This window comes from Aeromonas sp. sif2416 (assembly GCF_019218665.1).
Taxonomy (GTDB): domain Bacteria; phylum Pseudomonadota; class Gammaproteobacteria; order Enterobacterales; family Aeromonadaceae; genus Aeromonas; species Aeromonas encheleia.
Genome location: NZ_JAHUXC010000017.1, coordinates 1 through 13,230, shown reverse-complemented (window position 1 = coordinate 13,230; position 13,230 = coordinate 1). Strand labels below are relative to the sequence as shown.

Annotated in this window: 10 protein-coding genes; 6 read left to right on the top strand and 4 right to left on the bottom strand. The window is 62.4% G+C overall.

The annotated features are described in order from the left end of the window. The first annotated feature begins 87 nt into the window (after window positions 1-87). The 4 genes from KW821_RS20425 to KW821_RS20410 all read left to right on the top strand — a co-directional run bounded on the left by KW821_RS20425 (window position 88) and on the right by KW821_RS20410 (window position 6,452). Window positions 88-1,794: a diguanylate cyclase gene (locus KW821_RS20425; RefSeq protein ID WP_218292706.1), complete on the top strand. Its 1,707-nt coding sequence runs from the start codon at window positions 88-90 to the stop codon at window positions 1,792-1,794. A gap of 416 nt (window positions 1,795-2,210) precedes the next feature. Further along, the gene (locus KW821_RS20420; protein ID WP_042653387.1) at window positions 2,211-2,822 is read left to right on the top strand and encodes an OmpW family outer membrane protein; all 612 of its coding nucleotides are present in this window, start codon (window positions 2,211-2,213) and stop codon (window positions 2,820-2,822) included. Between the two features lie 202 nt (window positions 2,823-3,024). After that, a complete protein-coding gene (locus KW821_RS20415) occupies window positions 3,025-4,998 on the top strand; it encodes a methyl-accepting chemotaxis protein (protein ID WP_218292705.1) in 1,974 nt (657 codons plus the stop codon). Window positions 4,999-5,006: 8 nt separating this feature from the next. Further along, on the top strand, window positions 5,007-6,452 hold the full coding sequence (locus KW821_RS20410; RefSeq protein WP_218292704.1) for an ABC transporter substrate-binding protein: 1,446 nt from the start codon (window positions 5,007-5,009) through the stop codon (window positions 6,450-6,452). Between the two features lie 51 nt (window positions 6,453-6,503). On the opposite strand, the gene KW821_RS20405 is transcribed toward KW821_RS20410, so the two are convergent. Continuing rightward, window positions 6,504-7,319: a GNAT family N-acetyltransferase gene (locus KW821_RS20405; protein WP_218292703.1), complete on the bottom strand. Its 816-nt coding sequence runs from the start codon at window positions 7,317-7,319 to the stop codon at window positions 6,504-6,506. 328 nt (window positions 7,320-7,647) lie between these two features. On the opposite strand from KW821_RS20405, the gene metF reads away from it, so the two are divergent. After that, window positions 7,648-8,544: a methylenetetrahydrofolate reductase gene (gene metF, locus KW821_RS20400; protein WP_042653383.1), complete on the top strand. Its 897-nt coding sequence runs from the start codon at window positions 7,648-7,650 to the stop codon at window positions 8,542-8,544. A 71-nt stretch (window positions 8,545-8,615) separates the two neighbouring features. Here metF and KW821_RS20395 read toward each other — a convergent pair whose 3' ends face one another. Beyond that, window positions 8,616-9,677, bottom strand: a complete 1,062-nt coding sequence (locus KW821_RS20395) for a DUF3103 family protein (protein ID WP_218292702.1) — start codon at window positions 9,675-9,677, stop codon at window positions 8,616-8,618. A gap of 148 nt (window positions 9,678-9,825) precedes the next feature. After that, the gene (locus tag KW821_RS20390) at window positions 9,826-10,977 is read right to left on the bottom strand and encodes a benzoate/H(+) symporter BenE family transporter (RefSeq protein WP_218292701.1); all 1,152 of its coding nucleotides are present in this window, start codon (window positions 10,975-10,977) and stop codon (window positions 9,826-9,828) included. Window positions 10,978-11,095: 118 nt separating this feature from the next. Here KW821_RS20390 and KW821_RS20385 point away from each other — a divergent pair, with 118 nt between their 5' ends. Beyond that, a complete protein-coding gene (locus tag KW821_RS20385; protein ID WP_218292700.1) occupies window positions 11,096-11,665 on the top strand; it encodes a helix-turn-helix domain-containing protein in 570 nt (189 codons plus the stop codon). 3 nt (window positions 11,666-11,668) lie between these two features. Here KW821_RS20385 and KW821_RS20380 read toward each other — a convergent pair whose 3' ends face one another. Then, complete coding sequence (locus KW821_RS20380) at window positions 11,669-12,865, bottom strand: NnrS family protein (protein WP_218292699.1); 1,197 nt, start codon at window positions 12,863-12,865, stop codon at window positions 11,669-11,671. Between the last annotated feature and the right edge of the window lie 365 nt (window positions 12,866-13,230).

The following is a 13,230-nucleotide window of genomic DNA, read 5'->3' as shown; positions in this document are numbered from 1 at the left end:
GCTGGCGGAGCGGCTCCATCCCGGGGCTATGCCCCATACTTGATCTCGTCCCCGTCCTTGTTTGCTGTCATCAGGATCCCGGCGTCTATGACCCACAAGCCCCGTCCCATCGATCATCTGCTGGCCTACTCCATGTTACCCGTCTGGGTGGGGGCGGTGCTGATGTTGCTGATCGTGATCGCCCTGTCGCAGATACCGGCGGTGGAGCGGCTCGAGGAGCAGAGGATGAGGGAGCATCTGCAACGGGTGTGCAGGGCGGTGCAGGGGGACATCGATGCGATCAACGCCTTCACCCGGGACTGGGGCATCTGGGACGAGACCCGAACCTTCATCGCCAAGCCCAACCGGGGCTACATCAACTCCAATCTGCTGGTCGACACCCCGATGCGGGATTTCGAGCTCAACCTGCTGAGCTATCTGGATCTGCAGGGGGAGGAGGTCTGGACCCGCACCATGCTGCCGGACACCGAGGGGGTGGATACGACGCTGCTACCCCGTTTTCTGGATGAGCTGACGTTGCGCCTGCTGGCTGAGTCGCGCCAGGGGAAGATGGGTGCCCTGAGCGGGGTGCTGGGCTCCCAGTGGGGGCCGCTCATCTTCTCGTTGCAGCCGGTGACCGACAGTGCGGGGCTGCACCAACCCAACGGCTTCTTGCTGGCGCTGCGCTGGTTGGATCGACGCTACATGGCCAAGCTGGCCGAGCGCGTCGCCATCCCCCTTCGCTTCGCGCCGCCGGTGTCGGCCAGAGAGATGGCGGGGTTCGACACGCTCGGCAACCGGGTGCGCTATCGGCTGGTGGATCTCGGCCTGCGCTGGGTACGGGGAGAGGGGGTGTTGCTCGACAGCGCGGGCAACCCCGTGCTGACGCTGATCGTGGAGGAGGAGCGGGACGTGCTGCGGGGCGCGCTGGAGGGCACCCTCTGGATGCTGTTCGGCATGCTGCTGATCAGCCTGTGTTGCATCCTCATCGCCCGGCAGCGGCTGCGCACCATAGTGCTGGAACCCGTCAACGAGTTGGTGACCGCCCTGCAGCATTTCAGCGAGCAGCCGGATGTGAGCCGCCTGCCCATCTTCGACAGCAGCCGGGAGATGGCCCTGCTCAGCCGCAAATTCAGGGAGATGGCGGCCAAGATCAGCCTGCAGCACAGCGCCATGCAGGCGCACTCCTCCCGGCTGGAGATGGCCGCTTACACGGATCCCCTGACCCGGGCTTTCAATCGCCGTTATTTGGAGGAGTGGTTGCTGGCCCGCTACGAGCTGGCCGAGCCCAGGCTGGCGGTGCTGCTGGATCTGGATCACTTCAAGCGGGTCAACGATCACTTCGGTCACGACATGGGGGATCTGGTGCTGCGCCAGCTGGCCGCGCTGCTGCGCCACTCGCTGAGGGAGGGGGAGCCGCTGATCCGGCTGGGTGGGGAGGAGTTTCTGTTGCTGCTCTCCCGCCAGGATGGGCAGGCCCGCCTCGCCAGCCTGCACCGCGAGATCGCCGCCTATCCGTTCGGCCCGGAGACGGCGCCGCTGCACATGACGGTCTCGCTGGGTTATTGCGACTACCCCTTGCACCGGGAGCTGGAGGAGTCGTTCTGGGAGCTGAGCTTCAAGCTGGCGGACATCGCGCTCTATCGTGCCAAGCAGGAGGGGCGTGATCGTTGGCAGGGGTTCGACGGCGAGTTGCCTCGCGAGTGGTGGGCGTCGTCGCCCGAGCAGATCGTCGCCGGTGGGGTGCTGAATTATCGGACGTCCGGCCCGGCGGAGGACACTAGTGCATCAGGACCAGCCACGCCAGCGCGATAACAAATCCCAGCAAGATGAACAGGAAGGAGCCTATGCCCCAGATGGCTGCCAGGATGCCTAATACTTTGTCTCTGGTGGTTTGCTCTTTCATAAAATATCGCTTACAGACGTGTTACATCACCTTAATAAAATACGCCTTTCAGGATAGGTAAACAACGGTCAAGACGGGAATGAGCGGCTGCAAAGGTGTATTTAAATTATATTTAAGTGAGCAAGACTCAGTTATATCTCACGTTAATCTATTGTAATTAATAGCCTTATTTTAATTTGTTGATGATTTGATGAGCAATGAAAGCTGTTATGTACATCCATCTATTTCTTGGCAACTATTGAGCTAAATCAATAACTGATCATTCACATCCTTTTATAGTTTTCGGGCTTACAACATAGAAAGAAAACAAAAAAGGAAATACGTGATGAAAAAGATCCTGCCGCTGCTGATCGCAGCCGCCCTCGCTTCCCCTGCCGCCATGGCCCATCAGGCCGGTGATATTCTGGTTCGTGGTGGTCTGGCCTTCGTCTCCCCTCAGACCAGCAGTGACGATGTTCTGGGTACGGGCGAGCTGGATATCGACAGCAACATGCAACTGGGGCTGACCCTCTCCTACATGATCACGGACAACTGGGGCGTCGAGTTGCTGGCCGCCACCCCCTTCTCCCACTCGGTCTCGACCCCAGGGCTGGGTGAGGTTGCCAAGGTCAAGCACCTGCCACCGACCCTGATGGCGCAATATTACTTCGGGGATGCCAACAGCAAGGTGCGTCCTTACGTCGGTGCCGGCATCAACTACACCACCTTCTTCGATGAAGAGGGACGCGGTGCCCTGGCGGGCACGGATGTGAGCGTCGACTCCTCCTGGGGTCTGGCGGGTCAGGTGGGTCTGGACATGGCGATCAACGATCGCTGGTTCGTCAACGCCTCCGCCTGGCTCATCGATATCGACACCGATGTGCACACCGCGGTGGGGACCATCAACACCTCCATCGATCCAGTCGCCTTCATGTTTGGCGTCGGCTATCGTTTCTGATAGGACGCGGGTTGGCCGTCTCAAGGCCATGACAGCTAAGCACTTCTCTTTGGCCCGGCTCTGTTCGGGCCCTTTTCTGCCTGCGACTGGGCCATAACGTTGATCTAGCCCATCATCGCGCCAGATAGCACTCTCCTATTGAACGACCCTGCCGATAGTCTCTGCATTCACGCCATTTTTCCCAACGAGTGAGGATGTCTCTATGGGTTTGTCTATCGTGCAGCGGATCATCGCCGGATTTGTGTTGATGTTGCTGCTTCTTATCCTGCTTGGCCTCATCAGTACCCTGAAGATCCGGGGTATCAACGAGGGGCTGTCGCAGGTCTCGGATCGGGCCACCCCCCTGGTGATTACCGTGGCGGGGCTCAAGGGTGCGCTGCAGGACAGCAGCCGCTGGGTGCTGGTCTACCGCAGCAGCGAGGATGCGGCCCAACTGCCGCAGCTGGCCAGCCAGTTCAAGGCGCAGCAGGCGCACTTCGTGCAACTGAGCCAGGGGATGGGCAAGTTCGTGACCGAGGCGAACGAGCGCTTCCGGCAGGTCGATGATGCCACCAAGACCTTCTACGGCCTGGCGGACCAGGTGCTGACCCAGCATGTGCAATGGGTCGAGGCCCTCGATCGGCGCCGCCAGCTGGAGATCGCCTTCATCCGGTTGGAAGATACCTATCAGTGGGCCGCCGACCTGTTGCTGCAACAGGCGTCCGGCAAGCGCTCCATGCGTAACAAGGCCGAGCTCATCACCTCCGGCATAGCGCGGGATCTGAAGAATATCCGCCGGGCCGATGCCGGCACGGATCTCAACGAGCTGGAGAAGGTGCTCAGCAAGGACATAGAGATGGCCCGCAAGCGGCTCGAGCGGGTGCTGGTGCCCGACGACGTAAAGCAGCGCTTCGTCGCCAACCTGGATCGGATGCAGGAGCTGGCGCTCGGCCCGCAGGGGCTGCTGGCCACCATGCGTCACGCCCAGCAACTGGCCGCGTCGCAGCAGGAGCTGAACCTGCGGCTCGATGCCAGCCTGGCCAACAGCCTGGCTCTGCTCGACGAGATGGGTCAGTCGGCCGGCGTCATCGCCAGCCAGAGCCGTCTCACCGCGGATGATGCGGTCAGCAGTGCCAGCCTCTGGATCCTGATAGTGGCGACCGTCTCGGCCGCCGCCGCGCTGCTCATTGGCTACACCACGGCGCGCAGTATCCAGCGTCCGCTGCAGCTGATCGATCGGGAGCTGGGCCGCATGGCGGCCGGTGACATGACCAGGCGTATCGACTACCAGAGCCGCTGCGAGTTCGGCAGCCTGGTCCGCTCCATCAATACCCTGGCGGGCAAGACCGGAGAGCTGCTCTCCCAGATCAACGCCGGCTCCCGCCACCTGGTGGGCGAGGCGAGCCGCGCCGCCGAGATCAGCGAGCGGGCCATGGCCAGGGTGCAGGATCAGAAGAGCCAGACCGACCAGGTCGCCGCCGCCATCACCGAGCTGGAGGTGAGTGCCACCGAGGTGGCCCGCTCCACCGATGGCACCAAGCGGGAGGTGGATCTGGCCGACGAGGAGGCCCGTGCCGGTCGTCGGCAGGTCGCGGCCACCCGCCAGATCACCGAGCAGCTGGCGGGCGCCATGGAGGAGGCGGTCGGCATCACCCACAAGCTGGGGGAATTCAGCAACAACATCGGCAGCATCCTGGATGTGATCCGCAGCATCGCCGAGCAGACCAACCTGCTGGCACTCAACGCCGCCATCGAGGCGGCCCGGGCCGGCGATGCCGGCCGTGGCTTCGCGGTGGTGGCGGACGAGGTGCGGGCACTGGCCAACCGGACCCAGACCTCGACCGAGGAGATCCAGGCCATGATCGAGAACCTGCAGAGTTCGAGTCGGCAGGTGGTGGAGGTGATGGGGCGCAGCCAGGAGCAGACGCTCGGCTGCGTGGAGCAGACCCGCGCCATGGATCTGGCGCTGCAGTCCATCGCCGAGCGGATGAGCGCCATCAAGTCGATGGCGGATCAGGTGGCCCACGCGGCCCAGGAGCAGATCTCGGTCAGCCAGGGGGTGGCCCGTCATATCGCCGGGATCGCCGATGTGGCCTACGAGACCGAGCGGGAGGCGCGGGAGTCGGCCGGCAGCAGTGAAGTGCTGGCGGAACTGGTCGCCAAGCAGCAGCAATTGATCGCACATTTCAAGGTCTAGGAGGGCTTATGTCTAACAAGTGGATTGGGGCCCTGAGTCTCCTGTTATGCGGCCAGCTGATGGCCAGTGAGTTGGTTATCGAGAGCTGGCGGATCGATGACAAGGCCCTGTGGGAACAGAAGATCATTCCCGCCTTCGAGGCGGCCCATCCGGGCATCCAGGTGAGGTTCAACGGGGTGCAGAACGTCGACTACATGCCGACCCTCTGGGCCAGCCTGAAAGATGGCAAGGCGGGGGATCTCATCACCTGCCGCCCGTTCGACGACTCCCTCGCCCTGTTCAAGGCGGGTCATCTGGTGGAGTTGAGCGAGATGGCCGGGATGGAGAACTTCCCCAGTTTCGCGCAGTCGCCCTGGCAGACGGATACCGGCGCTCAGACCTTCTGCGTGCCCATGGCCTCCGTCATTCACGGCTTTTTCTATAACAAGAAGATATTCAGCGACCTGGGTCTCTCAGTGCCGCAGACCCGCGACGACTTCTTCGCCGTGCTGGACAAGGTGAAGGCGGACGGGCGCTATGTGCCGCTGGCCGTGAGCGGATCCGAGAGCTGGGTGGCGTCCGAGCTGGGCTTCCAGAACATAGGGCCCAACTACTGGAAGGGGGAGGATGGCCGGCTGGCGCTGCTGGGCGGCCAGGAGCGGCTCGACAACCCGCAATACGTGCGGGCATTCGACGAGCTGGCCCGCTGGCGCGCCTATCTGGGGGAGGGCGGCGAGAGCCGTGACTACGCCAGCACCAACGCGCTCTTCACCTCCGGCAAGGCGGCCTTCTATGCGGCGGGCTCCTGGGAGATAGCCCCCTTCACCGGCAAGGTCGATTTCGGCGTCATGCGCCCCCCCGTGGCCAAGCAGGGGGACGGCTGCTTCTTCACCGATCACACCGACATCGGGATGGGGCTGAACCCGGCCAGCAAGAACAAGGAGGCGGGCATGGCCTTCCTGCAATGGCTGACCACCCCTCAGTTTGCCGAGCTCTATACCAACTCGTTGCCCGGTTTCTTCTCCCTCTCCAACCACTTCTTCGAGGTGACCAATCCGGCGGCGAAGGAGATGATGGAGTGGCGCGATCAGTGCGACTCCTCCATCCGGGTGGCGACCCAGATCCTCTCCCGTGGCACCCCCAAGCTGGGGGACGAACTGGCCGAGGTGAGTCAGGCGGTGTTGCAGGGCAAGCTGGCGCCACAGGCCGCGGCGCAGCAGCTGGAGCAGGGGTTGAAGGGCTGGTATGGCCCCCATCAGGGCAAGGCCAAGGCAGCGGATTGCCAGTGTGAGGTGCCGGCGGCACCCTCGGCCACAGCGTCGGGTGCATCGGCCTCCCTCGCACCCTCGGCCTCGGTGTCAGGCGCATCGGCTTCCCTCGCACCCTCGATGAGCACGCCTGCGGCGGCGACCCCGCTACCGGCAGCCGGGGTCGAAGAGGCGCTCGCCAGCGAGCTGGCGACGCCCACACAATAAAGCGCACAATAAAAGGAAGCATCGACAACGGGAGGCATCAGCCTCCCGTTTTCATTGCTGCGGGCGGTCGACGGCCGTCGAGTGCCAGCGACAGAGGCTGCCGATGCGGGCCACGGGCACGAATCCCAGCGAGCGGTAGACGCGCTGGGCATGGTAGTGCTCGTCGGCCACTATGATGAGGCGCTCGGCGCAGGTCAGGCCCTGGCGGGCGACCTGGCTCAGCAGCTGGCGGCAGAGCCCCCGGTTGCGCCAGTCATGGTGGGTGCGCACCAGCTGAAAGCGTCCCATGGTCCCGGTGAAGAACAGGCCGCAACTGGCGACCAGCTGCTCCCCCTGCCAGATCCCCCACCACTGCCCCAGCCCATCGGCGATCATGGCCTGATACAGGCTGCGGCGTGACTGCAGATAGGGCAGGTAGCGCTCCTCCTCGTGGCTCGGATCCCGCTCATCGCACTCCAGCACCAGCCAATCATCCCAGTCGGCCGCCGTGAAGGGGCGGGCATGGGTCGTCGCGGGGGGTGGGGCCGTCTGCTGCCAGCTGGTGGCATCCAGTGCCAGCACCACGCATTCCATATATTGATAACCCGCCGCCACGAAGCCGGCGACCCGGCTGTTCTGGCCCGGGGCAAGTGGCCACTGGAAGGTGCGGTGGCGCACTCTGGGGTCACTGCCGATCAGCTTGTCGAAGCTGGCCTCGAGCCAGCCCTTGTCACGATCGCTGGGCGGGGTGGGGAGCAACAGGTAGTTGCCGAAATAGTAATCCGGGGCGGTCGGGGTTCGTACGGCCCAGAACTGCTCATGGTCCACCACCTCGCCCTGATAGCGATCGAACAGCAAATCGGTGGCAAAGCCGGGATGATCTTCCATGATGGGGTTCCTGCAAGTGACTCAATTGATTATCGGCAGGCAGGGGAGGAAGTTAAAAAAAAGGCCGGGAAAGCCCGGCCAAACAATCACACGCAGATTCAGAACGTCCAGGACGATCCGCCCGCATCATAGCGCGACTGGGGCCATTTTGGGATGGGGGGACAGGGTTAGTTAAATTGAATCGCCAAATAAAAAAGCCGCTGATCCCGCTCTGGTGGTAAATCGGTGTTGACTTTGATCCGTTTTCTCATAAAGATAGCAAGACGTTTAGACGTCCAAACATCCGTTTTGACGTACAGGAATCGGTTGTAGGACAGGGAGATAACAGATGGGATTTCACAGCGCGCGTCAGGTAGAGGCACTCAACCAGAGTCTGGCTGATCTGGGTGGCGACATATCGGTCAGCTTCGAGTTTTTCCCGCCCAACAGCGAAGGGATGGAAAACACCCTCTGGCAGTCCATCGAGCGGCTGCAGGTGCTGGAACCCAAGTTTGTCTCCGTGACCTATGGCGCCAACTCGGGCACCCGGGATCGCACCCACAAGGTGATCAAGGACATCAAGGAGCGCACCGGCCTCATCGCCGCGCCGCACCTGACCTGCATCGATGCCAGCCGCGACGAGCTGAAGACCATCGCCCGTGACTACTGGAACAGCGGCATTCGTCATATAGTCGCCCTGCGCGGTGACTTGCCGCCGGGTATCGACAAGCCCGACATGTATGCCACCGATCTGGTCGCCCTGCTCAAGTCCGAGGCCGATTTCGATATCTCGGTGGCCGCCTACCCGGAGGGTCACCCCGAGGCCAGGAGTGCGCAGTCCGATCTGCTGAGCCTGAAGCGCAAGATAGATGCGGGGGCTGATCGGGCCATCACCCAGTTCTTCTTCGATGTGGAGACCTACCTGCGTTTCCGGGATCGCTGCGCCGCCATCGGCATCGATACGGAAATTGTGCCGGGGATACTGCCGGTCTCCAATTTCCAGACGCTCACCAAGTTTGCCGGCTTCACCAACGTGAAGATCCCGGGTTGGATGCACCAGCGCTTCGAGGGGCTGGAGAACGATCAGATGACGCGCAACATGGTAGGCGCCAGCATTGCCATCGATCAGGTGCGGGTGCTGAGCCAGGAAGGAGTGAAGGATTTCCACTTCTATACCCTGAATCGCTCCGAGCTGACCTATGCCATCTGCCACACCCTGGGGGTCAGACCGAAGGGCCAGGCCTGATCCCGAGCAGAAGGAACAGGACAAAAAAAGCCAATGAGTCACCTCATTGGCTTTTTGTTTTGGCTGGCTTGTCAGGGCCGGGTTGGCTGGATCTCTTTTGGTTCCAGCGTGATGACGGCATTGCCGGCCGCACCGGGGTACTGGTGATAGCTCTGATCCTGCTCCAGGGTGTAGAAGGTATCCAGGTAGTCGTCGTTGTTGGTCATCCAGGAGTCGGGCAGCGCCTTGATGATGCGACCGCCGAGATCGAGGAAGGGCAGGGCCTCCGGCACGCCACCGGCGGTGAAGCCTAGCTTGAGCGCCTCGATCAGCAGGGCGCTGAGCTCCTTGTAGTTGACGTTGTCATCCTGCTCCATCATGACGAGATCGACGGCGCCCCAGCGATAGCGATCCCAGTACACCAGTATCTGGTTGGGGCTGTAGTCGGTGTTGTCATAGTCGAGATAGGGCAGGTCGACTATGTCCACCACGGGCTCATCCCGGCTGGGATTGACCCCGGCCACCACGGCATACACCTCGGCGGCGCCGAGCAGCCAGGGCTCCTGATCGTCCTGCAGCCGGATCTTCTTCAGGATGCTGGTCTTGAGAGGTGCCGTGCTGTCGGCGGTGCGCGGCGCGGCCTGCAGCTCAGCCTCGGCCAGCGCCTTGCGCATCACCCTCAGACCGGCATTCTTGGCCTTGACGGGGTCGGCCTCCACCACCAGTACCGGGCGTGCCGGTGGCTGATTCACATCGAGGTAGACAGGATTGCCGGCCGTGTCGAAGGCCTCGATGGCGCTCCAGCTCTGCTCATCGCCGCTGGGAACATAGGCGATGAGCGGCTCGACACCTTGCTTCAGTGCGACAGCCTGCTCGGGGTTGGCCAGCCTCAGCTGCATCAGCTGCGTGACCTCGCCCTCCAGCCCCTGCCTGCGGATGGCGGCCTGATCGGCATCGGTGGCCTGCCGCTTCAGCCTGGGGCTGGCCTTTTGCAACAACTTGGGCAGCGGGCTCTGATACTGCGGGTTGCCGAGCAGGGGCTGCAGGTTCTTCTGTTGCAACGCGAGCTGGCGTGCCAGCTCCCGATCCTGATCGGCGGCCTGAGCCGTGGTGCCCAGCAAGGCCAGTAATACAATGACAGCCTGATTCCTCATTCTTGTTCTCCAGTATTGAGTCTGACAGAGGCGCGCATCGGGGAAGGATCGGCGCCTCAAGCGCACTAGACGGCAATAGGTTTCAACTGTGAACCCTCTTTGCTGAATTATGTGCGGCGTCTCACTGGAGTCTCCCCAGATGGTCAGGTCAGGCGCGGCGCCGGTTGACGAGATGCAATCCTATGCCGACCAGCAGCCCCCAGCAGGCGGAGCCCACCCCAAGCAGGCTGATCCCGGAGGCGGTGATGATGAAGGTCAACAGTGCCGCCTCCCGCTCCTCATCCTGTTGCAGTGCCCCGTGCAGGCTGCTGCCTATGGTGCCGAGCAGGGCCAGACCCGCCACACAGGTCACCAGCTCGGCGGGGAAGGCGCCGAACAGGGCGACCACGGTCGCACCGAAGCAGCCGGTCAGCAGGTAGAAGCCACCGGCCCAGACCGCGGCTGGCCAGCGGCGACTGGCGTCGGGATCTACCTCCTTGCCCATGCAGATGGCGGCGGTGATGGCGGCCAGGTTGAAGGCATAGCCGCCGAACGGGGCCAGCAACAGGCCGGTCAGGCCGGTCCAGCCGATCAGGGACGAGGTCGCCGGCTGATAGCCATGGGCGCGCAGAATGGTGATGCCCGGCATGTTCTGTGACGTCATGGTGACCAGGAACAGCGGCAGGGCTATGCCCAGCAGGGCGTCCGAGGAAAACTCGGGCCAGGTCCAGACCGGGCTGGAGAGTTGCCAGCTGACGGCGCTCAGTTGCAGCTCCCCTCTCAGGGTGCAGAGCAGCATCCCCGCGCTCAGTACCAGCACCATGGTATAGCGGGGCCAGAGGTGGCGACCGATCAGGAAGGCCAACAGCAAGGTGCCCAGCAGCAGGGGATCCTGCGGGGCCACCTTGAACAGATCCAGCCCGAAGCGGAGCAGCACCCCGGCCAGCATGGCGGCGGCCAGGGGGGCGGGAATGTGGCGCATCAGCCGATCGAACCAGCCGCTGATACCGCACAGGGTGATCAGCAACGAGGAGATCATGAAGGCACCTATGGCCTCCGACAGGCTGAAGTTGCCCAGGCTGGTGATGAGCAGGGCGGCGCCCGGGGTCGACCAGGCGGTCAGCACCGGGATGCGATAATAAAGGGAGAGGCCGATGCAGCTCACTCCCATGCCAATCCCCAGCGTCCATAGCCAGGAGGAGACTTGGGCCGCGTCGGCCCCGGCGGCGGTCGCGGCCTGAATGATCAGCACGACCGAGCTGGTATAGCCGACCATGACGGCGATCAGACCTGCGACCAGGTGGGGTAGGGCAAAGGGCATGATGACTTCCTTGTTGGATGCTGGCAGCTTGTGCGTTATTACGTACAATGTACTTTTGACTATAAGCGCGTGCGTTATGACGCACAAGTCAGTCATGGAAAATTCAGGGGGGGGAGATATGCAAGAGATGGGTCAACACCTGGCTCAGCACTTGAAGGGGCTGCGCACCGAGCGGGGCTGGAGCCTGGATGCGGCCGCCCGAGAGACGGGGGTGAGCAAGGCCATGCTGGGGCAGATCGAGCGGGGAGAGTCCAGCCCGACGGTGGCCACCCTGTGGAAGATTGCCACCGGGTTCCGGGCCTCCTTCTCCAGCTTTATCGAGCCGGCCCCGGCCGTGCAGAATGAAACCTTGTATCGCGTCGCCGATGCCATTCGCCAGCAGCCGGCAGGCGAGGGCATGCAGGTGGCGCCGCTGTTTCCTTATGAAGGCCGCTTTGGCTTCGAACTGTTCGAGCTCACCCTGTTGCCGGGATATGTGCGGGAGTCCGAGCCTCACGAGCCGGGCGTGACCGAGCATGTCATCGTCATCAGCGGCACCATGGAGGTGTTGATAGACGGGGGCTGGCATTCACTCAAACAGGGGGAGGCGGTCCGCTTTGCCGCCGATCGGCCCCATGGTTATCGCAATGGCGGGGTAGCGCCCGTGGTCTTCCACAACCTGATCCACTATCCCGCGCCCCGTCCTTGAGAATTAACCTGGTCGTCCGTCGGCCCTGGGGCGAGTCAGGATGGGGGTATAAACCCAGACAAACAGGCCATAAGCCGCTATCCAGCTCCAGCCACTCAGGTTCCAGCCGTCGAGGGTGAAGGCGGGCCAGAATTGCGGGATCAGCGTGCGCATCACTGCGGCCAGGATGATCAGAACGAAAGCCAGGGTGATCCTGCGTCCCGCCTGCAAGGCTCTGCCGCTATGGCCGAGGGAGACCCGCGCTATCATCCCCAGGATCATGGCGCCCATGCTGCCGGCACTGAACAGATGGCTGGCCAGCGACAGGGTAATGGGCCAACCCGCGGCCTGAGCCGCCAGGGCAAGCAGACCCAGGGGAATAAACAGGTAGGCAAGATGCAGCGACCACAGCAGGGGATGGGTGAGCGTCGTCAGCGGCCGCCAGCGCAGTTGTCGCCACAGATGAAGGAGTGCCGACACTATATATAGAGGCAGCATATAGAGGCTGGTGGTCCATGGGGTGGGCAGCAGCAACCAGAGCAGCATGATCAGCCACAGCGCTGCGAGCGCCCCGCGCTCCAGCCATGGCAGGGGGGCCGCTTTCTCCTTGCCCGTTCCCCTGGCGGTGAAGAAGGGGATGACCCGCCCGCCCATGACCGCAATCAGGGTGCTGAACAGCAGTACCGTCGTGATCAGCAGGTGCTCGAGCATGGCCCCGTCATCACGCCATAACCAGCTGGCACCATTGAGCAGGGTCAGAACCAGCAGCAAGGGGACGAAGAAAAGGTTGCGCCATTGTCGGGTGACCATGATGGGTCGGGCGAGGAACCAGGCGCAGAGTGGCAGCCAGACCAGATCCAGCGTCATCAGTATGTGGCTCCCTTCCCCCAGCCAGGGCAACAAGCACCTTGGCAGGGCCCACAGACCCACCACTAGTGCCAATGGCCAGCTCCGCACGCCGGGATGGGCCGTCCAGTTTTGTACGGCGGTCAGTAGAAAGCCCACCACTATGGCGGCGCAGAAGCCGAACAGCATCTCATGGCCGTGCCACCAGATAGGATTGGCTATCCCCGGCAGGCGCAGCCAGCCATTGAGCTGTCCCAGCCAGCCCAGCATGGCCAGGCAGGAAAACAGTGCCCCGAGCAGGAAGAAGGGGCGAAACCCCAGGCGGAACAGCGGGACTATCTGTTCTTCCTTATGGCTATCGAGGATTTGGTGCATGGCAGCAACCTTAATTGAACATTTGAAAAGCCAATTATAAAGTGGCTTTTCAAATGTTCAATTTAAATCCAGGGAATACCGAAATCGATACGGTTATGGGCGAAAAAAGACCGGTTTGCTGTAGAACTGAGCGAACGAACGATTGTGGTGAAAAAGCCCTTGTCATCGCGGCCTAGCTCCCTATAATGCGCCCCTACCAGCACGGCAGAACACGCCGGACTGATGAGCCAGCTTCCTCGTGAAGTGGGCGCCGAAAGAAAAGCGAAAACAAGCGCTTGACTTTCGAAGTGAGGAGCGTAATATGCGCCTCCTCAACGCGATAAGCGTGACGCTCTTTAACAATTTGAATCAAGCAATCTGTGTGG